This window comes from Erythrobacter aurantius (genome assembly GCF_023823125.1).
GTDB classification, from domain to species: domain Bacteria; phylum Pseudomonadota; class Alphaproteobacteria; order Sphingomonadales; family Sphingomonadaceae; genus Erythrobacter; species Erythrobacter aurantius.
This window is the reverse complement of record NZ_CP090949.1, coordinates 2,435,354-2,457,992: the sequence shown is the minus strand read 5'-3', so window position 1 is coordinate 2,457,992 and position 22,639 is coordinate 2,435,354. Positions and strand designations below refer to the sequence as shown.

At 62.4% G+C, this 22,639-nt stretch carries 25 protein-coding genes; 11 read left to right on the top strand and 14 right to left on the bottom strand.

All coding sequences use genetic code 11. The annotated features are described in order from the left end of the window. Window positions 1–38 precede the first annotated feature (38 nt). The 3 genes from rsmD to L1K66_RS11765 are packed head-to-tail and all read right to left on the bottom strand — an operon-like array spanning window position 39 to window position 2,537. Complete coding sequence (gene rsmD / locus L1K66_RS11775) at window positions 39–593, bottom strand: 16S rRNA (guanine(966)-N(2))-methyltransferase RsmD (RefSeq protein WP_252258051.1); 555 nt, start codon at window positions 591–593, stop codon at window positions 39–41. Next, a complete protein-coding gene (locus L1K66_RS11770) occupies window positions 593–1,372 on the bottom strand; it encodes a pseudouridine synthase (RefSeq protein ID WP_252258050.1) in 780 nt (259 codons plus the stop codon). Before L1K66_RS11770 ends, rsmD begins: the two co-directional genes overlap by 1 nt. Window positions 1,373–1,382: 10 nt before the next feature. Further along, on the bottom strand, window positions 1,383–2,537 hold the full coding sequence (locus L1K66_RS11765; RefSeq protein ID WP_252258049.1) for an aromatic ring-hydroxylating oxygenase subunit alpha: 1,155 nt from the start codon (window positions 2,535–2,537) through the stop codon (window positions 1,383–1,385). A 72-nt stretch (window positions 2,538–2,609) separates the two neighbouring features. On the opposite strand from L1K66_RS11765, the gene L1K66_RS11760 reads away from it, so the two are divergent. Then, entirely contained in the window at window positions 2,610–3,935 is a 1,326-nt protein-coding gene (locus L1K66_RS11760) for an AmpG family muropeptide MFS transporter (RefSeq protein ID WP_252258048.1), read from the top strand. Here the strand turns inward: L1K66_RS11760 and L1K66_RS11755 are convergent. The 7 genes from L1K66_RS11755 to L1K66_RS11725 all read right to left on the bottom strand — a co-directional run bounded on the left by L1K66_RS11755 (window position 3,932) and on the right by L1K66_RS11725 (window position 9,713). Continuing rightward, window positions 3,932–5,248 carry a bifunctional folylpolyglutamate synthase/dihydrofolate synthase gene (locus L1K66_RS11755; protein WP_252258047.1) on the bottom strand — a complete coding sequence of 439 codons (1,317 nt, stop codon included), beginning with the start codon at window positions 5,246–5,248 and terminating at the stop codon, window positions 3,932–3,934. The genes L1K66_RS11760 and L1K66_RS11755 overlap by 4 nt on opposite strands. Window positions 5,249–5,254: 6 nt before the next feature. Continuing rightward, window positions 5,255–6,109 (bottom strand): acetyl-CoA carboxylase, carboxyltransferase subunit beta, encoded by an 855-nt coding sequence (accD, locus tag L1K66_RS11750; protein ID WP_252258046.1) that lies wholly within the window; start codon window positions 6,107–6,109, stop codon window positions 5,255–5,257. A gap of 10 nt (window positions 6,110–6,119) precedes the next feature. Continuing rightward, entirely contained in the window at window positions 6,120–6,902 is a 783-nt protein-coding gene (gene trpA / locus L1K66_RS11745) for a tryptophan synthase subunit alpha (protein WP_252258045.1), read from the bottom strand. Between the two features lie 132 nt (window positions 6,903–7,034). Next, window positions 7,035–7,424, bottom strand: a complete 390-nt coding sequence (locus L1K66_RS11740; RefSeq protein WP_252258044.1) for an endonuclease domain-containing protein — start codon at window positions 7,422–7,424, stop codon at window positions 7,035–7,037. Between the two features lie 72 nt (window positions 7,425–7,496). Further along, window positions 7,497–7,835, bottom strand: a complete 339-nt coding sequence (locus L1K66_RS11735) for a hypothetical protein (protein ID WP_252258043.1) — start codon at window positions 7,833–7,835, stop codon at window positions 7,497–7,499. Between the two features lie 14 nt (window positions 7,836–7,849). Further along, window positions 7,850–9,067, bottom strand: a complete 1,218-nt coding sequence (trpB, locus tag L1K66_RS11730) for a tryptophan synthase subunit beta (protein WP_252258042.1) — start codon at window positions 9,065–9,067, stop codon at window positions 7,850–7,852. A gap of 7 nt (window positions 9,068–9,074) precedes the next feature. Continuing rightward, on the bottom strand, window positions 9,075–9,713 hold the full coding sequence (locus L1K66_RS11725) for a phosphoribosylanthranilate isomerase (RefSeq protein WP_252258041.1): 639 nt from the start codon (window positions 9,711–9,713) through the stop codon (window positions 9,075–9,077). Between the two features lie 105 nt (window positions 9,714–9,818). On the opposite strand from L1K66_RS11725, the gene L1K66_RS11720 reads away from it, so the two are divergent. Beyond that, entirely contained in the window at window positions 9,819–10,295 is a 477-nt protein-coding gene (locus tag L1K66_RS11720; RefSeq protein WP_252258040.1) for a hypothetical protein, read from the top strand. A gap of 3 nt (window positions 10,296–10,298) precedes the next feature. Here L1K66_RS11720 and pyrF read toward each other — a convergent pair whose 3' ends face one another. The 3 genes from pyrF to purB all read right to left on the bottom strand — a co-directional run bounded on the left by pyrF (window position 10,299) and on the right by purB (window position 12,732). Further along, window positions 10,299–10,973 carry an orotidine-5'-phosphate decarboxylase gene (pyrF, locus tag L1K66_RS11715; protein WP_252258039.1) on the bottom strand — a complete coding sequence of 225 codons (675 nt, stop codon included), beginning with the start codon at window positions 10,971–10,973 and terminating at the stop codon, window positions 10,299–10,301. Next, entirely contained in the window at window positions 10,970–11,344 is a 375-nt protein-coding gene (locus L1K66_RS11710) for a LapA family protein (protein WP_252258038.1), read from the bottom strand. Before L1K66_RS11710 ends, pyrF begins: the two co-directional genes overlap by 4 nt. A 77-nt stretch (window positions 11,345–11,421) precedes the next feature. Continuing rightward, window positions 11,422–12,732 (bottom strand): adenylosuccinate lyase, encoded by a 1,311-nt coding sequence (purB, locus tag L1K66_RS11705; protein ID WP_252258037.1) that lies wholly within the window; start codon window positions 12,730–12,732, stop codon window positions 11,422–11,424. A gap of 186 nt (window positions 12,733–12,918) precedes the next feature. Here purB and L1K66_RS11700 point away from each other — a divergent pair, with 186 nt between their 5' ends. Further along, window positions 12,919–15,132, top strand: a complete 2,214-nt coding sequence (locus L1K66_RS11700) for an FAD-dependent oxidoreductase (RefSeq protein ID WP_252258036.1) — start codon at window positions 12,919–12,921, stop codon at window positions 15,130–15,132. Between the two features lie 3 nt (window positions 15,133–15,135). Here L1K66_RS11700 and radC read toward each other — a convergent pair whose 3' ends face one another. Beyond that, window positions 15,136–15,882 (bottom strand): RadC family protein, encoded by a 747-nt coding sequence (radC, locus tag L1K66_RS11695; protein ID WP_407931947.1) that lies wholly within the window; start codon window positions 15,880–15,882, stop codon window positions 15,136–15,138. A gap of 70 nt (window positions 15,883–15,952) precedes the next feature. Here radC and L1K66_RS11690 point away from each other — a divergent pair, with 70 nt between their 5' ends. The 8 genes from L1K66_RS11690 to L1K66_RS11655 all read left to right on the top strand — a co-directional run bounded on the left by L1K66_RS11690 (window position 15,953) and on the right by L1K66_RS11655 (window position 22,614). Next, a complete protein-coding gene (locus tag L1K66_RS11690; RefSeq protein WP_252258035.1) occupies window positions 15,953–19,207 on the top strand; it encodes an intermembrane phospholipid transport protein YdbH family protein in 3,255 nt (1,084 codons plus the stop codon). Window positions 19,208–19,275: 68 nt separating this feature from the next. Beyond that, a complete protein-coding gene (locus L1K66_RS11685; protein ID WP_034954349.1) occupies window positions 19,276–19,479 on the top strand; it encodes a YnbE family lipoprotein in 204 nt (67 codons plus the stop codon). 38 nt (window positions 19,480–19,517) lie between these two features. Continuing rightward, window positions 19,518–19,907 carry a YdbL family protein gene (locus L1K66_RS11680; protein WP_252258034.1) on the top strand — a complete coding sequence of 130 codons (390 nt, stop codon included), beginning with the start codon at window positions 19,518–19,520 and terminating at the stop codon, window positions 19,905–19,907. A 149-nt stretch (window positions 19,908–20,056) separates the two neighbouring features. Next, on the top strand, window positions 20,057–20,383 hold the full coding sequence (locus L1K66_RS11675) for an AtpZ/AtpI family protein (protein WP_034954345.1): 327 nt from the start codon (window positions 20,057–20,059) through the stop codon (window positions 20,381–20,383). A 53-nt stretch (window positions 20,384–20,436) separates the two neighbouring features. Then, window positions 20,437–21,225, top strand: a complete 789-nt coding sequence (locus L1K66_RS11670) for a F0F1 ATP synthase subunit A (protein ID WP_252258033.1) — start codon at window positions 20,437–20,439, stop codon at window positions 21,223–21,225. Window positions 21,226–21,291: 66 nt separating this feature from the next. After that, the gene (locus L1K66_RS11665; protein WP_027442220.1) at window positions 21,292–21,519 is read left to right on the top strand and encodes a F0F1 ATP synthase subunit C; all 228 of its coding nucleotides are present in this window, start codon (window positions 21,292–21,294) and stop codon (window positions 21,517–21,519) included. Window positions 21,520–21,611: 92 nt separating this feature from the next. Then, the gene (locus L1K66_RS11660; protein ID WP_252258032.1) at window positions 21,612–22,106 is read left to right on the top strand and encodes a F0F1 ATP synthase subunit B family protein; all 495 of its coding nucleotides are present in this window, start codon (window positions 21,612–21,614) and stop codon (window positions 22,104–22,106) included. Further along, complete coding sequence (locus L1K66_RS11655; protein WP_034954341.1) at window positions 22,099–22,614, top strand: F0F1 ATP synthase subunit B family protein; 516 nt, start codon at window positions 22,099–22,101, stop codon at window positions 22,612–22,614. The genes L1K66_RS11660 and L1K66_RS11655 overlap by 8 nt, the downstream gene beginning before the upstream one ends. Window positions 22,615–22,639 lie beyond the last annotated feature (25 nt).

The window sequence follows — 22,639 nt, the reverse complement described above, 5'->3', positions numbered from 1 at the left end:
CGCGCAACCCGGCGCATTGCGGGTTCTCCCCCGCTGCTTCAGGCGGCTTCGGCACCTTTGCGCATCAGAGTGATCCGGCCTTTGCCGATCTTGCGCGAGGTATCGACATCGAGGCCTTTGATCTCCGGCTCTTCGTCGAATGCGGTTTCCAGCGCGATCCATGTCGCATCGTTGATCCAGCCAAGTCGCAGCATTCGGTCGAGCGCGACTTCGCCAGCGCCGCTGCGATAGGGCGGGTCAAGCAGTAACAGGTCCACCGCCTCGCGCGGGGTGCGCAGGCCCATCACCGAGCCGCTGTCGATGGTGGTGCGCGAACGGGCGCCCAGCGTGTCGATATTGGCCTTGATCGCGGCGAGGGCATCGCGGTCCTGCTCCACGAACAGGCAATGCGCCGCACCGCGTGACAATGCCTCCAGCCCCAGCGCGCCCGATCCCGCGAAAAGGTCGGCAACGCGCAGTCCCTCGAAACTGCCAAGCCTGCTCATAAGCATCGAAAACAGCGCCTCGCGCGTGCGATCAGCCGTTGGGCGCGTTTCGCCGCCCTTGGGCGCGACCAGTTTGCGACCGCGCCATTCGCCCGCAATGATCCGCATCAGCGCTTCGCCCCTTTGAGGCTGCTCACGAAGCGATCCAGATCGCCCTTCTTGATCCGCGCTGCCTGCCCACGCGGCAGATCGCCAAGCAGGAAGGGCCCATAGGCGATGCGGATCAGGCGGTTCACCTTCAGGCCGAGATATTCGAGCACCCGGCGAACTTCGCGGTTCTTGCCTTCGGTGATGGTCATTTCGATCCAGTTGTTCTTGCCCGAACTGCCGTGTTCGAGATTGGCGTCGATCGAGCCGTAGCGCACGCCGTCGATCTCCACCCCTTCAATCAGGTCTTCGAGCTGTTCCTGCGACACTTCGCCAAAGGCGCGTGCGCGATAGGTGCGCGGTATGCCGGATGATGGCAGTTCCATCTGCCGTTTCAGCCCGCCGTCATTGGTAAGCAGCAGCAAGCCTTCGGTGTTGAGGTCGAGCCTGCCGATCGGCATCAGCCGGGGCGTATCCTTGGGCAGGGCATTGCGCAGCGCGCTGTAGATCGTCGCGCGCCCGGCGGGATCGCGCTCCGCCGTGATAAGCCCGGTGGGCTTGTGAAAGGCGAAAAGCTGCGCAGGTTCCGGCCCAGCCACCGGCTTGCCATCGACGCTGACCCCTTTGAGATCGTGCAGGAACGTTGCTGGGGTTTCCACCGGCTTGCCGTTGAGTGTGATGCGTCCGTCTGCAATCATCCGCTCGATCTCGCGGCGGCTGGCGACACCCGCGCGAGCGAGAAGTTTCGCGATGCGATCGCCTTCGGGGCGGTCGTCGGACTGTTTGGGGTTGGTTGGCATGCGCTGCGCCTTAGGCGTTCAGCGCGTCCTGCACAATCGCATCAAACCGCGCGATCCCGCCTTCGAGCGTGCCGAGCGTGATTTCCTTCACCGCACCCGATTCCAGCCCCTGCTGGCCAAGTTCGGCCGCGCGGAAGTCTTCGCTCGCGAAAACCCCGCCATCGAGCAGTTTCCAGCTGCGTTCCCAGTGATCCTTTGCTTTGTCGGTTTGTGGTTCCTCGGGGATCAGCATGAAATCCTCAACCAGCGTCAAATCATGCGCCTGCGGCATCAGCACCATGACGTTCACGTAATCGGGGCTGGGGACGATCACCGTGCCGGGGAACAGTTGATAGGCGAAGGTAATCACGCGGCGCAGCTGCGCCATGTCGTTGAGATCGACGCCTTCCATCTCCTCCAGCCGGCCCACGGCAGAGCGCATGTGCGGCCCGATCGCATCGCCGCTGGTGATCCCGTCCTTGAAGAACGGCCCGATGGTGTTCGCGTGCAAGCGGGTGACATGGTAGCTTTCAAGGAAGGCATCCATGATCAGCTTCCAATTGCCTTTGACCGTGTGGGTCTTGCGCCGGAACAGGTGCGCATCAGGCATTCCGAAAGCGGTGAAATCCTCGCTCACCTTGGCCGCGTCGGAGAAATCGGCAGCTGCGTCAGGGGAGAACCAGATCAAACCTCCGGCTTCGAGGCTGGGTAGTTTGACAAGCCCGTAATCACCCTTGTGCATGCCGGGGAAGGTTTCGGGTCGGGGCAGGGCAAGCAGGCTTCCGTCAAGCTTGTAAGTCCAGGCATGATAGGGGCAGACAAGCCGCTTGGCGCATTGCACATCGCCGCCTTCGACCAGCCTTGTCCCGCGATGGCGGCAGACGTTGAGGAAGACGTGCGCTTTGCCTTCGCCGTCGCGCGTGATCAGCAGCGGGCGGCCGGTGGCATCATGCGGAACCGCCATACCCGGATCGGGCAAAAGCGCGCTTGGCACCAGCACTTGCGGTAGCCGATCGAACAACCGCGCCTTTTCCAGCGCGAAATGCGCAGGGTCGGTGTAGCGGCTGGCAGGCACACTGCCGATCACATCGGTTTCGCGGCTGCATCCGTCCCTGACGGCCTCCGCAAGAGCCAACTGGCCCGGCGTGGGTTGCAATCTGGGTAAATCTGTTGTGGGCGCGTTCATTGCGGCTTCCCTATCCCTCTCTTCGACGCGTAGTGTTGCACGAAATCGGGATATTCAAAAGGACATGGCTGCATGAGCGACAGCGGCGCAACCCAAGAGCCGGGCCTGTGGGGCGCGATCAAGCCGTATCTGGAGAAGGAATCGCTCGCCGCTTTCTTCCTCGGCGTGTCCTCGGGCTTTCCCTTCGCGCTGCTCGCCGCGACCCTGACGACCCGATTGGCGCAGGACGGGATCGAGAAATCGACTGTCACCGCCTTCACGCTCGTCTTCCTCAGCTACAATTTCAAATGGCTGTGGGCATGGATTGTCGACTCGGTTCGGCTTCCGGTGATCGGCCGATTGGGGCTTCGCGTGTCCTGGATGCTGGTGGTCGGGGTGCTGGTGATCGCAGCGGTGTTCAACCTCGCGCTGGCGGACCCGAAACAGGATATCGCATGGGTCGCGGTGTCGGCGATCATGCTGGGGGCTGCTGGCGCGACATTCGACATCATTATCGACGCTTACCGGATCGAGACGCTCAAACCCTATCAACTCGGCGTCGGGTCGGGGATGAGCCAGTACGGCTGGCGCATCGGCGCTGCGGGGGCGGGCGCGTTGGCGCTGGTGGTCGCGGCGCGGACGGACTGGTCGATTGCCTATATGGCCTGTTCGGTGTTCGCGCTTCCGGCGATGCTGACCGCGCTGATCCTGGGCGAGCCACCACGCCATCGCCCTCCGGCGGAGCGATCCACCATCCCGCAGAAAATGCGCGCGATTGCCGATCCCTTTATCGAATTTCTGGGGCGCAACGGCGGCTGGCTGGTGCTGCTGTTCATACTTGTCCACAAGATCGGCGACACGCTGGCGAACCTCACCTTCCGCCTGCTGTTCGAAGACCTCGGCTACACCAATGACGAGATCGCGATCTACGACGTCGGCGTCGGCTTCTGGGCGCTGATCATCGGGGTGTTCGTCGGCGGGATCATCTACGCCAAGCTCGGCCTCAAGAAATCGGTGCTGATCGCGCTGATCCTGATGGCGATCTCCAACGTCAGCTTTGCGGCGCTGGCGGCAGTGGGGCATTCGAACATCGGCATGGCGGCGGCCATCGGGTTCGAGAACTTCGCCAGCGGCTATGGCGGGGTTGTTGTGGTCGCATACTTCTCCGCGCTGTGCGACCTGAGGTTCACGGCGGCGCAATATGCGCTGATCAGCGCAGGCGCGAGCATTGTCGGGCGATTGCTGACTGGCACCACCGCGGGTTCGCTGATCGAGGCGGTGGGATATGTGAACTTCTACCTGCTCACCACCGTGCTGGCATTCCCCGGCATCATCCTGTTCTGGTGGATGGTGCGCACCGGGCTCGTCGATGAGGCGATGGGCACAGCGGGGACGGAGCCCGCGCCGGACGAGGGCTAGCCCGGCACCTCGTCATTCAGCCGCAGCGCTTCGCCCGCGAGGTAGAGTGATCCGGCGATGAGGATGGGTAATTCGTCTCCCGGGACGTTGAGCATCGCCTCTTTAAGATCGGCGTGCGCCGCGGCAGCGGGGCCGAAGGCGCTCGCGGGATGGCAGTCGTGGTTCGGCACCGGAACGATCGAAAGGCTGCGCACCTTGTTGCCCAGCGGATCTAGCAGGGAGCGCGGGTTCTTGTTGTCCAGCATCCCGAGGATGAGGTGCAGCGGGCCGTCGAAGTGCTTGGCGATCTGTTCGCCCGCGCTGGGATTGTGGCCGCCGTCGAGCCAGACGGTCTGATTGGGGGCGAGGGCGGTGAGCGGGCCGTCCGAAAGCCGCTGCATTCGCGCAGGCCAGCGGACTGATCGGAGGCCGATTGCAATGGCATCATCGCCCATACCGATCATCGACTGTGATTTGAGCATCGCGATGGCAAGACCAGCATTCAGGACTTGGTGTTTCCCCGGCAGATTTGGGAGCGGGAAATCAAATTCCTCATCGTCCGCATCACGAGAGAATTGCATCGTTCCCTGTGCAAACCGCGCTCTTACTGACCAATGGTAAGGCGCGTTACGAAGGTGCGCTCCGGCCTTCTCCGATGAGGCGCGAATAGTCCTGATCACCGCTTCGGTGTAGGTCTGTCCCATCGTCACCAGCGGCACGCCCCGTTTGGCGATCCCAGCTTTCTCAAACGCGATCCGCGCCATTGGGTCGGTTGGCACGCCTTCCTCTGGCGCCAGCAGGAACCGCTCGTGATCCATCCCCAGCGCGGCGATCCCGCATGCCGCAAGCACCTCCGGCTCCAGCACATTGGTCGCATCGAAGCGCCCGCCCATGCCGACTTCTACCACGCAGGCATCGGCAGGGGTGCGGCTGAACGCGAGGAACGCGGCGGCGATGGTGACTTCGAAGAAGCTGGGGCCGAGGTCCTCGCCTGCATCGAGAACCTCCTCCAGCAACTCCGCCAGCGGCCCGTCCTCGATCAGCCGGCCCGCCAGCCTGATCCGCTCATTATAGCGCACCAGATGCGGGCTGGTGGTGACATGGACGCGGTATCCTTCCGCCTCCAGCATCGCGCGCAGGAAAGCGCAGGTCGATCCCTTGCCGTTCGTCCCCGCCACATGGAACACCGGCGGCAGCTTGCGGTGGGGATTGCCCAGCCGCTCCATCAGCGCGGTGATCGTCTCCAGCCCCAGCCGCCCTTGCGGCACGCTCAATGCGGACAGTCGATCCAGCTGCGCCTGAACACGCGGATCGTCCGAACGGCCAAAGTCCATTGCGAACTAGGCAGCCGCGTCGGCTGGTTGCAGATAATCGATCACCTGCGCCAGCGTCGCTTTCAGATCATGGCGCGGCACGACCATGTCAACCATGCCGTGCTTGTGCAGATACTCGGCGCGCTGGAACCCCTCGGGCAATTGCTCGCGGATGGTGTCTTGGATCACGCGCTGGCCGGCAAAGCCGATGAGTGCGCCGGGTTCTGCAATGTGGATGTCGCCCAGCATGGCATAGCTGGCGGTGACGCCGCCCGTGGTCGGATCGGTCAGCACCACGATATAAGGCAGGCCCGCCGCCTTCAGCCGGCGCGTCATCACGGTCGCGCGCGGCATCTGCATGAGCGAGAGAATCCCCTCCTGCATGCGCGCACCGCCCGCTGCGGTGACGACGATATAGGGGCACTTGCGGCGAAGCGCGCGTTCGGCCCCGGCGCAGAAGGCCATGCCCACGGCCATGCCCATCGAACCGCCCATGAAGCTGAAATCCTGAACCCCGACAACCGCCGGATGCCCTTCGATCTCGCCCGATCCGACGATGAAGGCGTCTTCGTGCGGGCTCGCCGCGCGCGCGGCCTTCAGCCGGTCGATGTAGCGTTTGGTGTCCTTGAACTTGAGCGGGTCTTCCTCGACCTGCGGCTGCGGCAACAGCTCGAATCCTTCGTCCAGCAGCAGTTGCAGGCGCGCATCCCCGCCGATCCGGCCGTGATGGCCGCAACGCGGACACACGCTGAGGTTTTCCTCGTACTCCGCGACAAAGAGCATTTCCTGACAGCTCTTGCACTTGATCCAGAGGTCTTTTTCGGTCGTCTTCTTCGTCTCGCCAAAGCCGAGCGAATTGCGGACGCGGGTGAACCAGTTCATGCGTAATCCCTTATGCGACTGCGGCGCGCATGGCGGTGACCATGGCCGAAGTCAGCTCTTGTAGCTTGGCCGGGGCGTCCTTGCCAAATTCGCCGACCAGATCGACGAAGGCGGAGCCGACCACGACACCGTCAGCGACCTTGGCGATCTCTGCGGCCTGTTCCGGAGTGCGCACACCAAAGCCGACCGCGACGGGCAGGTCGGTGTGCTGCTTGATCCGCGAAACCGCGCCTTCGATCGAATCGATTGCGGCCTGCTGTTTTCCGGTGATCCCGGCGACGGAGACGTAATAGAGGAACCCGCCTGACCCTTCGAGCACTTGCGGCAGACGCGCCGCATCGGTGGTGGGGGTGGCGAGGCGGATCGGGGCAATGCCCTTTGCGCGCAGGGCCGGGCCGAGCTCGCCGTCTTCCTCCGGCGGAATGTCGACGCAGATGACACCATCAACGCCCGCCTTGTGCGCGGCATCGGCGAACCATTCCGCACCGCGCCGGATCATCGGGTTGGCGTATCCCATCAGGATCAACGGAACGTCGGGGTGCCGTGCGCGGAAATCGGCGGCGATTTGCAGCACGTCTGCGGTTTTGGTGCCTGCACCAAGGCTGCGCAGATTGGCGCTCTGGATCGCAGGGCCATCGGCCATCGGATCGGTGAAGGGCATGCCCAGCTCGATCACATCGGCGCCGCCCGCGACAAGCGCGTCCAGATTCGCGGCGGTGTCCCCATCGCCAGCGGTGATGAACGCGACGAAAGCGGGGTGCGGGGCGGAGAAGGCGGTGGAGAGGCGGGTCATTTCGAGGTGTGGAATCCTACAGGATGGAACACATGGAACACTGTCCTGGGGTTAGAATCATTGAGGTGAGGTGAGGCATTGGTCATGTCGGCTCTATGGCATCTTGGGTGCGAGTAGGACAGCGGGTCAGGACTAAGCCCTCTCCCCTTCAGGGGAGAGGGTTGGGAGAGGGGAATATCCCATTTCCGCAAAAACTTCCGCCAACCTGACCAGAACACCCTCCATATTCCCCATCACTTCAGAATTCGAAAATCTGATCACCCGGTATCCTTGTTCTTTGAGGAACCGGGTCCGTGCGTCGTCGTAACTCTCACGACCAGCGTGGCTGTCACCATCCAGCTCGATCACAAGCTTCGGATCGTTTGATGCGAAATCCGCGATATACCTTCCTATCACCTTCTGCCGGCGAAACTTGACGCCCTGGAAGCGAGCTGCCCGGAGTTCGAGCCAAAGACGTCTTTCCGGCTCCGGCATATCCTTGCGCATGGCTTGAGCGTGTTTGAGCGAGGAAGCGTCACGCATCCCCCTCTCCCAACCCTCTCCCCTGAAGGGGAGAGGGCTTTTGGTGGGTGACGAGAGCATAGGAGAGGCGGGTCATGCTGGCTTTCGATATGCGCTAAAGTAGATAGCCATCAACGACGAAATGATCGCACATTTCACCAAGGTCTCGGTCCAATCGATTTGTGTTGCTGGAAAGATGACGCCGGCCAGCGCATATACTACAATCATGATTACAAAAATAAGCGGGGCGCGCTTAAGGGCAGCGATCGGACGCAGTTGTAGATCACCTCGTGAGAGCCGGACGATTGCGTTCACCGATAGCAGCAGAAGTCCAGCAATCATCGATACTCCGAAAACAGCCATGAGCCCAACGCTTTCGCGTCCAACCCAATTCCAAAGCAGGGCGGTCGCGAAGCCAAGGCCAATCAGCACGTATCCGGCTATTCTCACATCGCCACTCCCAGCTTCTCCGCTACGGTGAAGATGTCCTTATCCCCGCGTCCGCACAGGTTCATCAGGATGATCTCGTCCTTGCTCATCTGCTTGGCGCGGTCGGCGACGGCTGCGATGGCGTGCGACGGCTCCAGCGCGGGGATTATTCCCTCGGTCCGGCAAAGTAGCTTGAAGCCTTCCAGAGCCTCGTCGTCGGTGACGGCGGTGTATTCGACCCGGCCCGTTTCCTTGAGCCATGCGTGCTCCGGGCCGATGCCGGGATAATCCAGCCCCGCGCTGATCGAATGGCCTTCGGTGATCTGGCCGTCCTCGTCCTGCAGCAGATAGGTCTTGTTGCCGTGGAGCACGCCGGGGAAACCGCCCAGAAGGCTTGCCGCGTGCTGATCGCCGTCGAGGCCGTATCCTGCCGCTTCGACACCGAGCATTTTCACGTCCGGATCGTCGAGGAAGGGATGGAACAGCCCCAGCGCGTTCGACCCGCCGCCGATGCAGGCGACCAGCAGATCGGGCAGGCGGCCCACGCGATCCAGCATCTGTTCGCGCGCTTCGGTGCCGATCACGCTCTGGAAATTGCGGACCATCTCCGGATAGGGATGCGGCCCTGCGGCGGTGCCGATGATGTAGAAGGTGTCGTGGACGTTCGCGACCCAATCGCGCAAGCCCTCGTTCATTGCGTCCTTCAAGGTCGCTCCGCCGCTGGTGACGGGGACGACTTCCGCGCCGAGCAGCTTCATGCGGAAGACGTTGGGCGATTGCCGTTTCACGTCCTCTGCACCCATGTAGATCACGCAAGGCAGGCCGAAGCGCGCGCAGACGGTTGCGGTCGCCACGCCGTGCTGGCCTGCGCCGGTTTCGGCGATGATGCGGGTCTTGCCCATGCGCTTCGCCAGCAGGATCTGGCCGATGCAATTGTTGATCTTGTGCGCGCCGGTGTGGTTCAGCTCGTCGCGCTTGAACCAGATTTGCGCGCCACCCAAAGCTTCTGTCAGCCGTTCCGCGAAATAGAGCGGGGAGGGGCGGCCGACGTAATGCTTCATCAGATCGTCGAATTCGGCGGCAAAGGCCGGATCGGCCTGCGCCGCGCGGTATTCGCGCTCCAGATCGAGGATCAGCGGCATCAGCGTTTCGGCGACATAGCGTCCGCCGAATTCGCCGAAATGCCCGCGTTCGTCGGGCTGGGTGCGGAAGGAGTTAGGGGTGTTTTCGGTCATAATAATCTCAAGCTTCGCGCGCGGCTTTGCAGAAGGCGCAGATCAAGTCCACATCCTTGATCCCCGGCGCGCTTTCAAGCCCCGATGACGCATCAACCAGCGGCGCGCCTGTCGCAGCGATGGCATCGGCGACATTGGCGGGATTGAGCCCCCCGGCAAGGCCCCAGGGCAGGCGGTGGGCGTGATGTTTCAGCAGGCTCCAGTCAAAGCCCACGCCATTGCCGCCTGGCAGGGCGGTGGCCTTTTCAGGCGGCGGGGCATCGAACAGCAGGCGGTCCACCGCGCCTTCGAACCGGGCGGCATTGGCCAGCGTATCCGCGCTGCGCACGCCCAGCGCCTTCCACGTCTCGACCCCGGCCCGTGTGCGGACGGCGGCGATCCATTCGGGGGTTTCCTTGCCGTGGAACTGCACCACGTCAGGCTTCACGAGATCGATGGCGCGCCCGGTCGTCTCGACATTGGCATTGACCAGCAGCAGCACCGCCTTGACGCCTTGCGGCACCTGCGCCCGCAGCCGTGCGGCATCCTCAAGGCTGACATGCCTCGGGCTCGGCTCGAAATGCACGAGGCCCACATGGGTCGCGCCCGCGTCGATCGCGGCGGCAAGGGTTTCGTTCGTGGAAAGCCCGCAAATCTTTATCAGCATGGCCAACGCCCTAACCGCATAAAGGCGAAGGCGAAAGGATGCGCTTGCGCTTTGGCTGAATATGCAGGAACGACGCGGGCGAAACGTTCAAATCGGGGGTCCGCCATGTTTATCCGAATCGCTTTTGCCGTAGTTGCCGCCGCGCTGCTTTCCGCCTGCAATCCGATGGCGCAACTAGAGCAGTCAGAGACGAAGATCGAGAAATGGCACGCGACCTATAACGAAGGCGATGCGCGCACGCTTTACGGGCTTACCTCACAGGAATTTCGCGATGTTACCTCGATTGACGAGATGAACCAGCTTGTTGCACTGGTGACGGACAAGATGGGCAAGGTTTCCTCGAGCGAACGCGCCGGCTTCAACATCAACACCAACAATGGCGTTACATCCACGGTGGTGACGATGAAGACGGTTTTCGAAAAAGGCGAGGGCACCGAAACCTTCACCTTTCGGGGCAACGGTGACGATACGCGACTGGTGGGGTGGAATGTCGATTCGCCCAATTTCGTCGCCGTGCCGACGGACGCGATCACCCTGCCGGAGCGTATTATCGAGGGCGAGCCGGAGGCCGCACCGCAGTAATTGTCAGAGCGTCGCCTCGATCGCGCGGGCGGCGGCTTCGGGGTCTTCGGCGCGGCTGATCGGGCGGCCGATCACCAGCACGCTCGCGCCATCGTCGCGCGCCTGACGCGGGGTGACAGTGCGCTTCTGATCTCCGGTAAGCGATCCGGCGGGGCGCAGGCCGGGGACGACGAAGAACCCGTCCTTCCACTGGCGGCGCACCTCCTTCACTTCCTGCCCCGAACACACGATGCCATCCAGTCCGGCGGTATGCGCCAGTTCGGCAAGGCGCATGACGTGATCATGCGGCGTGCCCGATACGCCGGTGCGGGAAAGATCGGTTTCATCAAGGCTAGTGAGCATAGTCACGGCGACAACCTTGCAACCTTCGGCGGCGGCGGCCTTGGCATCCTCCATCATCGCGCGCCCGCCGCTCGCGTGGACGGTGACGATCGCGGGTTCATAGACGTGGATCGCCTGCATAGCGCCTGCAACGGTGTTAGGGATGTCGTGGAATTTCAGGTCGAGGAAAATCGGCAGACCCATGTGCGCGATTTCGTGCACCCCATGGCCGCCGTGGGCGCAGAAGAATTCCAGCCCCAGCTTGATCCCGCCGATGTGCGCTTTGACCTTTTCGATCAGCGCCTTGGCCGGTTCGATCTGCGGAACGTCAAGCGCGAGGTAGACCGGATTGCTCATGCGGGATTGTCACCTGTCGATGGCGGTGTCGGGGAAAGGATATCCTCAGGCTTTGCCGCTTCATCCGCAGCTTTGTCCACAGGCGCGGCAGCGGTCGGCGACGGCGTTTCGGTGCGATGCGCCAGTGCCGTCGATTTGATCGAGGCTTCGAGGCTGCGAATGCGGCGCCCAAGGCTCCATTTGACGCTGCGGTGGTACAGCCACATGGGCATGATGCCGAGCAGGAAGGCGACGATCACCAGCACCGGAACCTTGGTTTCCAGCACGAGGTTCTCCCACAGGTTCACCTCCACCGTGTCCCAGTTGAAAAAGGAAAAGGTCATGATCCCGAACAGGATCAGGACCCAGACAATGGTGCGGATGATCTGCACTGGTTTCGACCCCCTCTTGGTCTGTTCTCTTTCGCTAGAAGCCTACGGCTTTTGTCGCCCGAGTCCAGCCAGCAGCGTCAGCCGAACACCCGCGCAAAGATCGTGTTGACGTGCTTGAAGTGGTATTCGAGGTCGAATTTCTCTTCCAGCTCGGCATCGGAAAGCGCGGCGGTGACTTCCTCGTCGCCCTTGAGCAGATCAAGCAGCGACAGCGCGCCCGAGGATTCCCACACCTTCATCGCATTGCGCTGGACCAGCCTGTAGGCATCCTCGCGGCTGACACCGGCCTGCGTCAGCGCCAGCAGCACGCGCTGCGAATGGACAAGCCCGCCCATAGCATCGAGGTTCTTTTGCATCCGGTCGGGGTAGACCAGCAGCTTTTCAACGACGCCCGTCAGCCGCGCGAGCGCGAAGTCGAGCGCGATGGTCGCATCCGGGCCGATGTAGCGCTCCACCGAGGAGTGCGAGATATCACGCTCATGCCACAGCGCGACATTCTCCAGCGCGGGCATGGCATAGGCCCGGATCATGCGCGCCTGGCCGGTGAGGTTTTCGGTCAGCACCGGATTGCGCTTGTGCGGCATGGCGCTTGAACCCTTTTGGCCGGGCGAGAAGTATTCTTCCGCCTCAAGCACTTCGGTGCGCTGCAGGTGGCGAATTTCTACCGCCAGCCGTTCAATGCTGCCCGCGATCACCGCGAGCGTGGCGAAGTACATCGCGTGGCGATCGCGCGGGATCACCTGTGTGCTGACCGGCTCAGGGGTCAGGCCCAGTTGCTCGGCGACATAGGCCTCCACTTCCGGGTCGATATTGGCGAAAGTACCGACTGCACCCGACACTGCGCAAGTCGCGATTTCGGCGCGCGCGGCGATCAGGCGCTGCTTGCAGCGGTCAAATTCGGCATAGGCCTGCGCCAGTTTCAGCCCGAAGGTAACGGGTTCGGCATGAATACCGTGGCTGCGGCCGATGGTGGGGGTGAACTTGTGTTCTTCGGCACGGACGCGGATCGCCGCCAGAAGCGAGTCAAGATCAGCCAGCAAAATGTCCGAGGCACGCGCCAGCTGCACCGCCAGCGTCGTGTCGAGCACGTCCGATGAAGTCATGCCCTGATGCATGAAGCGCGCTTCGCCGCCGACCTGCTCGGCCACCCACGTAAGGAATGCGATCACGTCGTGCTTGGTAACGGCTTCAATCGCGTCGATCGCCTCGACGTCGATCTTCGGATTGGTCGCCCACCAGTCCCACAAGGCCTTGCCCGCGCTTGCCGGGACGACGCCCATTTCGCCAAGCTTTTGCGTGGCGTGCGCCTCGATCTCGAACCAGATGCGGAATTTGGCTTCCGGCTCCCACAGGGCGGACATTTCGGGGCGGGCATAACGGGGGACCATGGCTGGCGATCCTTGTGGCGGAATTGAACGGGCAGACGGCTTTGACGCGCGGCTATTCGCGCAAGGGCCGATTGGCAAGGGGCAGGGCGTGCAAGTGCCAACCTTTTCCCGAACCGGGCCCGGACTTCTGACCGGCTGTAACCCGGCGGAGCTTCGTCGCGAAAGGTAAGGCAGGAGGAACGCAATATGTCGAATTCTGCCCGGCAAAGCGGAGCGGGTTCAGATGCGTCGGCTGCGACGTCATCGAGACTTCAGGAAGAACGATACCCGCCATTCGTCAGGGTGACCTTGCGCCGGTGGACCAAATGGTACCTCGAAGGGACCGAGACGTTCTGGCCCTTCAGCGATCTGGCGATCCGGTTCTTCATCGCGCTGTGGTTCCTGCGATCCGGCATCGTAAAGGCGGCGGATTGGGATACTGCGGTGTTTCTTGCGGCCAATGAATATCCGGTCGCATGGATGGAACCGGCAACGGCGGCATCCATCGGGCTCGCAATCGAACTGGTCGGGCCGGTCCTGCTGATCGCCGGATTGATGACCCGGCCTGCCGCTCTGACAATGGCGGCGCTCACACTACTGAGTCAGGCAGTCTACGTTCCGACGACGACCAACCTGATCGTGGCCGCCATGCTGCTATGGTATGCCCTTCATGGCCCGGCGCTGTTCTCGATCGATCGGGCGCTGTCGTCAGGTCTGAAAAGCAGCGCCTTGCCGCTGGCCCGCCCGATCATCGGTGCAGGCGAGTGGTCAAGAGAAGCGCTTGCTCCCCTGTTCATGGCGCTGGTGCGGATATGGCTGGCCGCCAGCCTGCTCAATCACACCCATCTCATCGATTTACCCGTGGCTGTGCAGACGTGGCTGCCGACCACGATCTTCGCCGGATTTCCGACGTGGCTGGCCCTGATCACTGCCGCGTTCTTCATCACTGGTTTCGGCGCGGTGATTGTCTCCTATGGCCTGTTCTTTCTGATCGGGGCCTACATGTTAACCGGCGCACATCCCGATGTGACGCTGTTCCCCTTCCTTTTCCTTGCGATCTACGAAGCCAAGGGCGCGGGAGTGCTTTCGGTGGACCGGGCCATTCTCGCGTGGCTAGAAAAGAACATCTTGTTCGATCGCGACTATTCCGAAATCCCTGCGCACTGGCCGCATATCGTGGTGATCGGGGCGGGGTTCGGCGGGCTGGCAGCAGTGGCGCGCCTGAAGCGCCTGCCTGTTCGGATTACCGTGATCGACAAGCGCAATTATCACCTGTTCCAACCGCTGCTGTATCAAATCGCTACCGCCACGCTGAACCCCGCCGACATCGCGGTGCCGATCCGCAGTCTCTTCAAGGGCGACGGCAATGTGCGCGTCGTAAAGGGCGAGGTGAGTGCGATCGATGCGGCTGGGCGCTCCGTGTCCTATGGCGATGGTCGCAGCGTGACATATGACCGGCTGATCATCGCTACCGGCGCGACGCACAGCTATTTCGGGCGCGATGAATGGGGCGCTCACGCACCGGGGCTAAAGACGATTGAAGACGGGGTCGCCGTCCGCTCATCCATCCTCAACGCCTTCGAAGAAGCCGAAGCCTGTGGCGATCCCGAAAGGGCGAGGCGTCTTCTTACCTTCGTCATTGTCGGAGCGGGGCCCACCGGAGTGGAGCTGGCCGGCGCGATTGCCGAACTTGCCAAGGTAAGCGTGGAGCGCGAATTCCGGGTCATCGATCCTGCTAGCGCGCGCGTCATCCTCGTCCAGTCGGGGCCGCGTATCCTTCCGGCGTTTGCCGAAGCCTTGTCGATAGAAGCGGCCCGTTCACTGGAGGAACTGGGAGTCGAAATCCGCACCGGCAGCCGCGTTACCGAAATCGCTTCGGCTCATGTGAAGATGGGCGAGGATGCGGTGATCGAGACGGAAACCGTCCTCTGGGCGGCAGGCGTGGCGGCATCTCCTGCAGCGCGGTGGCTTGGCGCGCAGACTGATCGAGCGGGCCGGGTGGAGGTCAACGGCCTCCTTCGGGTGATCGGCGCAGACGGTCAGCCGATCGGGGATGTGTTCGCAATCGGCGATACCGCGCTCAGCCACGCATGGAATGGCGATCCGGTTCCGGGCCTTGCTCCCGCTGCGAAACAGGCGGGGATGTATGTCAGCCGCGTGATCGAGGCGGAACTGCTGGGAAGGCCGTGTCCCGGCCCCTTTGCCTATCGGCATCAGGGCAGCCTTGCGACAATCGGGCGCAAGTCGGCGGTGGCCGATTTCGGGTCCTTCAGGCTGTCGGGGGCATCGGCATGGTGGCTTTGGGGCCTCGTCCATGTCGGGTTCCTGACGGGGACGCGCAACCGGATTACGGTGGTGGTCAACTGGGCGTGGAACTTCTTCGCGCAGCATTCGGGCGTGCGCCTGATCACGGGTTCCTGAAGGTCAGATCAGCCCCTTTGCCCGCAGCGACACATGCCCTTCGCGCCCGACAATCACGTGATCGTGGACTGTGACCCCCAGCAATCGGCCGGCCTCGGCGATGCGCTGCGTTATCTGGATGTCGGCCCGGCTCGGCTCCGGATTCCCGCTGGGGTGATTGTGGACAAGGATCAGCGCGGTCGCGCCCAGATCCATCGCCCTCCGGATGACTTCGCGTGGATGGATCGCGGCTTCGTCAATCGAACCGTCGCCAACGTGATGATCGTCGATCAGGCGGTTGCGCGTGTCGAGATAAAGCACCCGCACCCGCTCGACCGTGAGATGCGCCATGTCGATGGACAAGTAATCGAGCAGGGCCTGCCAGCTTCCCAGCACAGGTTTCGCGATCACTTCGCTGCGTGCCATGCGGCGCGCGGCGACAGCCACGCTTTTGAGCGCGGCGGCGCTGGTTTCGCCTACACCTTTCACCCGCTGGAGCGCGGCGGGATCGGCATTGAGCACACCGGCCAATGATCCGAATTGTTTGAGCAGGGCCTTCGCAATCGGCTTGGTATCGCCTTGCTTGATCGCGGCGAACAACAGGTATTCGAGCACTTCGTAATCGGCCAGCGCCTCCGCCCCGCCTTTGAGCAGTCGCTGACGCAAGCGTTCGCGATGGCCCATGCCAGCGTGCTTGCCCGAATCCGAAACGGGAGGTGAAGGCGACGCATTTTCATCGCCGAAATCGAAACTGTCTTCAGACTGTGGCAATCTGCGCCTCACCACTGGTTCTTCAAAGACCTTTCATTGCCTTTGCAGGGCAATCTGGCAAGTGGAGAGCATGACAGCCGCAGCACCGCCCCCTGATGCCGCGCATTCGCAAGCGGCGCCTGCCCGCGGCCTCTGGCCAAAGCGCTGGCGGTGGCGCATCAGCCTGATTCTGTTGCTGGTGATTGCAGGCACCTTTGCGATTGCCTGGCTTCAGCGAGAGCGGATTGCCGCCAATCTGATCGACAATGCGCTGGCGACCTATGATCTTCCCGCCAGCTACGAGATTGTCGAGATCGGGACGGGGCAGCAGATAATCCGGAATCTGGTGATCGGCGATCCTTCGGCGCCCGATCTGACCGCCGAAGAGGTGCGCGTCGGTATTGTCTATTCGCTCGGCGCGCCAAGCATCGGGCGCATCGAAATGGTGCGCCCCCGGCTCTATGGCTCGTTCAGCGATGGGACCTTCAGCCTCGGATCGCTTGACCGGGTGATCTATGCCGACAGCGACGAGTCCCCCGGCCTGCCTGCGCTTGATGTCGCGATCCGCGACGGGCGGGCGTTGATTGAAAGCGACTACGGGCGCTTCGCTGCCAAGCTGGATGGCGCGGGACCAATTGATGACGGCTTCAAGGGGATGCTGGCCGTCACCGCTCCGGGCGTAGGCAGCGAAGATTGCCGCGCTGGCACCGCCACTCTTTATGGCCAGATCGAAACCGATTCTGGCTCGACTGCCTTTGATGGGCCGCTCCGGCTGCGCGAGGTTGAATGCCAGGGGGCGCGGCTTGCGTCGGCGGACATTGCGGCCGATCTTTCGCTGTCAGACAGTTTTGAATCGATCGATGCGCGGTTTGATCTCGCGGGTGTGAATGCTCGCTTTGCGGAAGCGATTGCCGAGCGGGTGTCGGGAAATGTCGATCTCAAATGGAGCTTCCCCACGGACGGTGCGGGGAGGCTGCGAATTGATCACGATATTGCAGGCGAGCGGCTGCAAGCGCCCGGTCTGGCATTGGCCGATTTCGCCATTGAGGGCGCGCTGCGCACCGATGCCGCATTGGAAGAGGGGGCGTGGGATGTTGAAATCAGCGGCTCTGGCGCGCGCGTCGAAGCGGGGCAAAGCGCGGCTCTGGCCTCCATTCGCGATGCCGGCAGCGGGTCACTGATCGGTGCGCTGGCAACCCGCTTGGAACGGGGGCTTGATCGGGCGCTCGCCGGAGCGTCGCTGGGCGCGAACACCACCATGCGATGGAACGCGGACGGGGTGAGCGCGATCATTCCCGAAGCGCGTTTGCGCAGCGCCGCGGGCGAAACGGTGCTGGCTGTCTCGCGCGCGAGCTACACCAGCAAGGGAGACAGGTTCGCAGGCAATTTCCGCAGCGGCGGGCAGGACCTGCCGACCATTTCAGGGCGGATGGAGCAGGTGCGCGGCGGCGATCTCGCGCTGAGGATGAGCTTGGACGAGTATCGCGTGGGTACAGATGCACTATCCGTGCCCGTGCTCGAACTGCGGCAGGATCGCAAGGGGCGAGTCGTTTTCGACGGAATCACAAAGGCAGAAGGTGCGATCCCCGGCGGATCGGTGCGCGGGCTTTCGGTGCCGCTGAAGGGGGATTGGACTCAAGCGGGGGGCGTCAAGCTCTGGCGCGATTGCGCCGCGATCAGTGTCGATGCGCTGGCGATGAGCGGCGCGATGCTCAGCGGGCGCTCCGTCAAACTGTGTCCGCTGCATTCGGACGCCATACTCACCTATGCCGATGATCTGAGCATCGCTGCTCAAACCGATAATCTAGTGCTTGCCGGCGTGTTGGACGGATCACCGGTCAACATCGCCATTGAACGTGCCGTGGGGCTCTATCCGGGACGCTTCGGGGTGTATGGCACCGAAATCGCTCTGGGTGACGGGCCGGAAGCTTACCGCTTCAACGCCGATGCGCTCGAAGGTGAGTTCGACGCACTTGAGGGTGGCGATTATGGCGGAATTATCGCCGGGCTCGACGCGCACCTGCCCGCCGTTCCACTCGATATAACCGGGACAACGGCCAGCTGGCGGCTCGGAGAGGGCGGGCTCCGCTTGGAAGGGGGGTCATTCAGCCTTTCCGACCGGCCCGACCCAGCCCTGCGTAACGGGCCCCGCTTCAACCCGCTGATCGGGCAAGACATGCGGCTCGATTTCGTCGATGGATTCATTACCGCGCGCAGCGATCTGGTTCACCCTGGATCGCGCGCGCGGATCGCCCGTGTCGATCTGTCGCATGATCTTGAGAAGGCGACGGGCGGGGCGCGCATCACCGTTGACGGCTTGCGCTTCAACAACCGGCTTCAGCCCTCCGATCTTATCCCGCTCGCGCTCGGCGTGATCGCGGCAGCCGAAGGCCGGATTGACGGGGAAGGGCAGATCGACTGGAACGCAGATGACGTAACCTCCTCCGGCGTGTTCCGCTCGGACGGATTCGATTTCGCGGCCGCGTTTGGCCCGGTGCGCGGTGTGCGCGGGGAAATCACCTTTACCGATCTCATCAGCCTTACCACGGCGCCTTCGCAAGTGCTGGAGATCGCCTCGGTCAATCCGGGGATCGAGGCTTTGGAGGGGCGCGTCATCTATTCGATGGAAAATGGCGAGACGATCCGGATTGAGGACGCGCGCTGGCCGTTCATGGGCGGCGAGCTGATCCTGCGTCCGACCGAGGTGACCTATGGCGGAGTGGGTGGCCAGAACTACATTTTCGAGCTGATCGCGCTGGATGCCGCGACTTTCGTGACGCAGATGGAGCTGACCAATCTCGGCGCGACCGGCAAGTTTGACGGCACAATCCCGATTTTCTTCGACCAGGATGGCAACGGCTTCATCCGAAACGGCTTGCTGATCGCCCGCCCGCCGGGTGGGAATGTCGCCTATGTCGGCGAACTGACCTACGAAGATCTGGGCACGATGGGCAATTTTGCGTTCCAGACGCTGCGATCGCTCGACTATCGCCAGATGGCGGTGGAACTGGAGGGAAGCCTCGCCGGGGAGATCGTTACCCGTTTCCAGATCGACGGTATCCGGCAGGGTGAAGGCTCAAGCCAGAACTTCATCACCCGGCGGATCGCGAAACTGCCGATACGCTTTGCGATCAATGTGCGATCCGACAATTTCTACCTGCTCGCCACCATCGTACGCGGATTGTTCGATCCGCGCGTGTTCGATCGCGACGACATTCGCGAACGGCTCGGCGTCTATGGCGCGGTGCTTGCGCCGACGGCACCCGATGCGCCCGGCCCTTCCGACGAAAACCAGCGGCGCGATGAACCCGCCGTTCAACCTCCAGAAAGCGAGGACCAGCCATGATGCTGCCGAAATTGACCGTTCCCTGCACCCCTGCCAAAACCGGGTGGAGGCCACGCAGGGGGTTCGGGATGAAAGGTTACTGGGCGATGCCCGGTGTGATGAAAGCAGGCCTGGGGATGGCAGGTGCGCTCTCGCTAAGCGGGTGCATCAACATTACCGCGCCGGAGGATCCGATTGTGATCCAGCTCGACATCAACATCCGGGCGGAAGTGCTGTATCGACTGGCGGAAGACGCCAGCAACACGATTGACGAGAATGCGGATATTTTCTGATCCGCGCATGAGGCGGCCGCGAGGCTGGAGGAATTGAGATGAAGAACAGTCGCAAACTGGCGATGGCAGGAATGGTCGCATTGGCCGGTTTTGCAGCCTTGGCTGCTCCGGCTCAGGCGCAGCGCGATCCGGTCTATGCCGCGGCGCGCGCCAACGGCAGCGTGGGCGAACAGACCGATGGCTATCTCGGCATAACGGGACAGGCGACGCCCGACTTGCAGCGCATGGTGGACGATATCAACATTCGTCGCCGGGCGGTCTATGCGGAAAAGGCGAAGGAAAACAACGCGACGCTTGAACAATATGCGATCACCGCCGGGTGTCAGGCGATTGCCCGGACTACTCCGGGTGAGAAGTATCAGGCGCCCGATGGCAGCTGGAAAACCCGCACTGACGCTCCGCCTGAGCGGCTGTCGATCTGCCCGTAATTTCGCCCTCGGTTTCTCTGGCTGCCGGGTGGCATGCGGAAACAGCAACAGCCCACCATTGACTCGGGTTTTGCCCTCTTCTAGGGGGCAGGCGCCCTCGGCGGGCACCTTTGCGCTGCGTGCCTCGCTTGCCGTTACAGGAAGCTAGCATGAGCGACGAGAAACCCGCCCGAGAATCCATCGCCGAGGATGCGCGGATCGACGCGCTCGAAGCGCGGCTGAAAGCCGCACGCGAGCGTGAAGAAGAGCGCAACCGGCCAAAGGTGCAGGCAACCGATGCGAATTATCGCGCCGGAAACCGCGCTTTGGCCGATCTTCTGGGCGGTATTCTTGGTGGCAGCGTGATGGGATGGCTCTTTGATTGGGTCTTCGACACGCTGCCCTGGGGTCTGTTGGCCGGTCTGTTCCTCGGAATAGGCGTGGCCTTCAGAAACATCATTCGTGCGGCAAACACTCGCCCTGACGATCCATCCTGACAAGGTCTGGATATTCGGGGCGCGTTTTACAGGTACCAGGGATACAAGAGATCGTGGCAGGCGAAGAAGCCAAAGTCGATCCGATGAAGCAGTTCCACATCGAGCCGTTGTTCGGCCAAAGCTGGGACATTGCAGGCTTCAATATCGCGTTCACCAACTCCGCCATGTGGATGGCGATCACCACGGTTTTGCTGTGGGTGTTCGTGTTCGGCGGCATGAAGCGTGAGCTGGTTCCGGGCCGCTGGCAGATGGCGGTGGAAACCTTCACCGGCTTCATAGACGACATGCTTGAAGCGAACATCGGCAAGGAAGGGCGCAAATATGTGCCCTACGTCTTCAGCCTGTTCATGTTCATCCTGTTCGCGAACCTGCTGGGCCTTTTGCCCGTCGGTATCATTCCGGGCGTCCACGCCTTCACCTTCACCAGCCACTTCACCGTCACCGGTGTGCTGGCCGCCATCAGTTTCTCGATCGTCCTGATCGTCGGTTTTGCGAAGCACGGGATCAAGTTCTTCACGCTGTTCGTGCCGCACGGCACGCCAGCGCCGATGATTCCCGCGATCTTCCTGATCGAACTGTTCTCGTTCCTGATCCGCCCGTTCAGCCTAGCCCTGCGTCTGTTCGTGGCGATGATGGCGGGTCACGTCCTGCTGAAAGTGCTGTCGAGCTTTGTCATCGATGGCGCGAATTACGGCATCGGAACCACCCTGATCGTCGCCCTGCCTAGCTTCGCCCTGATGATTGCCATCAGCGCCTTGGAAATTCTGGTGGCTGGCATTCAGGCATACGTCTTTGCGCTGCTCACGTCGCTGTACATCAACGACGCAGAGCACCTCCACTGATCCAATCACAATTGGGTTTATTCAACTTACCTTTCCAACAGTTTTGATTTTCAAGGAGTTTTTACAATGGAAGCAGAAGCAGCCAAGCTCGTCGGCGCAGGCCTCGCAGCAATCGGTGCCGGTATGGCCGCGATTGGCGTGGGTAACGTTTTCGGTTCGTTCCTCGAAAGCGCGCTGCGCAATCCGGGCGCTGCCGACGGTCAGCAGGGTCGTCTGTTCATCGGCTTCGCCGCAGCCGAACTTCTCGGCCTGCTGGCGTTCGTCGTCGCCATGATCCTGATCTTCGTCGCCTGATCGACGCAAGGTTTGGCGAGGGCTGGCCGGCGCACGCGCCAGGCCGGCCCTCGCAAGGTTTTTTCAAGACACATCTCGCGGGACCATAGTCCATGCCTCAGATAGCCCAGCTAGCCGAAACCTACTCCAGCCAGATTTTCTGGCTCCTGTTCTTCTTCGGCATCACCTTCTTCGTTATCGGACGGGGAATGGTGCCCAAGGTGATGGGCACCGTTGCTCTGCGCGACAAGCAGATCGCTGACGACCTTGCCGCTGCGCAGGCCGCCCGTGATGCGGCAGACGCTCAGGAAGAAGCCTGGCGCAAACGCGAGAACGAAAACCGTGCCAAGGCGCAAGGCGTGATTGCCGAAGCCAAGGCCAAGGCGGCCGTCGCTTCGGAAAAGAAGCTGGCAGCGGCACAAAAGCGGCTTGATACCAAGCTGGCCAAGGCCGAGGCCGATATCGACGCGGCGCGTGCAGCGGCGATGGCTGAGGTCGAGGATGTCGCGGCGGAAGCCACTCAGGACATCGTCGCCCGTCTCGCGGGGGCCAAGATCGACAAGCGGACTGCAAAATCCGCCGTGAAGAAGGCGCTCGCCAATGTCTGATATCATCGCCCTGACCATTGCTGACGGCCCTTCGGCCTTCGGGATCGATTCCTATCAGTGGGTGTCGCTCGCGATGCTCATCCTGATCGCGGTGTTCGTGTGGAAGAAGGTTCCCGGAATGATCACCGGCGGCCTCGATGCCAAGATCGCCGAAATCCGCCAGCAGCTTGACGAAGCCAAGGCGCTGCGCGCCGAAGCGGAAACGCTGCGCGACGAATACGCCGCCAAGATCGCATCGGCAGAAAAGGACGCCGAAGCGATGATGGAAGGCGCTAGCCGCGAAGCAGACGCCATCCTCGCCAAGGCCGAAGCCGACAGCGAAGCGATGGTCGCCCGGCGCAAGCGCATGGCCGAAGACAAGATCGCCGCAGCAGAGCGTGAAGCTGTGGATGGCGTCCGCGCCAGCGCCGCCAATGCCGCTGCCGCCGCATCGCGCACGATCATCGCCGAAAAGCATGATGGTGCGGCTGACAAGGCGCTGGCTGACGAGGTTATCGCCTCGCTCTGACAAACCAGTTTTCCGGTTGGAGAGG

Bases quoted from the DNA above. Each gene is read 5' to 3' on its own strand.
- rsmD (WP_252258051.1), bottom strand. From the start codon at position 593: ATGCGGATCATTGCGGGCGAATGGCGCGGTCGCAAACTGGTCGCGCCC.
- L1K66_RS11770 (WP_252258050.1), bottom strand. From the start codon at position 1,372: ATGCCAACCAACCCCAAACAGTCCGACGACCGCCCCGAAGGCGATCGC.
- L1K66_RS11765 (WP_252258049.1), bottom strand. From the start codon at position 2,537: ATGAACGCGCCCACAACAGATTTACCCAGATTGCAACCCACGCCGGGC.
- L1K66_RS11760 (WP_252258048.1), top strand. From the start codon at position 2,610: ATGAGCGACAGCGGCGCAACCCAAGAGCCGGGCCTGTGGGGCGCGATC.
- L1K66_RS11755 (WP_252258047.1), bottom strand. From the start codon at position 5,248: ATGGACTTTGGCCGTTCGGACGATCCGCGTGTTCAGGCGCAGCTGGAT.
- accD (WP_252258046.1), bottom strand. From the start codon at position 6,109: ATGAACTGGTTCACCCGCGTCCGCAATTCGCTCGGCTTTGGCGAGACG.
- trpA (WP_252258045.1), bottom strand. From the start codon at position 6,902: ATGACCCGCCTCTCCACCGCCTTCTCCGCCCCGCACCCCGCTTTCGTC.
- L1K66_RS11740 (WP_252258044.1), bottom strand. From the start codon at position 7,424: ATGCGTGACGCTTCCTCGCTCAAACACGCTCAAGCCATGCGCAAGGAT.
- trpB (WP_252258042.1), bottom strand. From the start codon at position 9,067: ATGACCGAAAACACCCCTAACTCCTTCCGCACCCAGCCCGACGAACGC.
- L1K66_RS11725 (WP_252258041.1), bottom strand. From the start codon at position 9,713: ATGCTGATAAAGATTTGCGGGCTTTCCACGAACGAAACCCTTGCCGCC.
- L1K66_RS11720 (WP_252258040.1), top strand. From the start codon at position 9,819: ATGTTTATCCGAATCGCTTTTGCCGTAGTTGCCGCCGCGCTGCTTTCC.
- pyrF (WP_252258039.1), bottom strand. From the start codon at position 10,973: ATGAGCAATCCGGTCTACCTCGCGCTTGACGTTCCGCAGATCGAACCG.
- purB (WP_252258037.1), bottom strand. From the start codon at position 12,732: ATGGTCCCCCGTTATGCCCGCCCCGAAATGTCCGCCCTGTGGGAGCCG.
- L1K66_RS11700 (WP_252258036.1), top strand. From the start codon at position 12,919: ATGTCGAATTCTGCCCGGCAAAGCGGAGCGGGTTCAGATGCGTCGGCT.
- L1K66_RS11690 (WP_252258035.1), top strand. From the start codon at position 15,953: ATGACAGCCGCAGCACCGCCCCCTGATGCCGCGCATTCGCAAGCGGCG.
- L1K66_RS11685 (WP_034954349.1), top strand. From the start codon at position 19,276: ATGAAAGGTTACTGGGCGATGCCCGGTGTGATGAAAGCAGGCCTGGGG.
- L1K66_RS11680 (WP_252258034.1), top strand. From the start codon at position 19,518: ATGAAGAACAGTCGCAAACTGGCGATGGCAGGAATGGTCGCATTGGCC.
- L1K66_RS11675 (WP_034954345.1), top strand. From the start codon at position 20,057: ATGAGCGACGAGAAACCCGCCCGAGAATCCATCGCCGAGGATGCGCGG.
- L1K66_RS11665 (WP_027442220.1), top strand. From the start codon at position 21,292: ATGGAAGCAGAAGCAGCCAAGCTCGTCGGCGCAGGCCTCGCAGCAATC.
- L1K66_RS11660 (WP_252258032.1), top strand. From the start codon at position 21,612: ATGCCTCAGATAGCCCAGCTAGCCGAAACCTACTCCAGCCAGATTTTC.
- L1K66_RS11655 (WP_034954341.1), top strand. From the start codon at position 22,099: ATGTCTGATATCATCGCCCTGACCATTGCTGACGGCCCTTCGGCCTTC.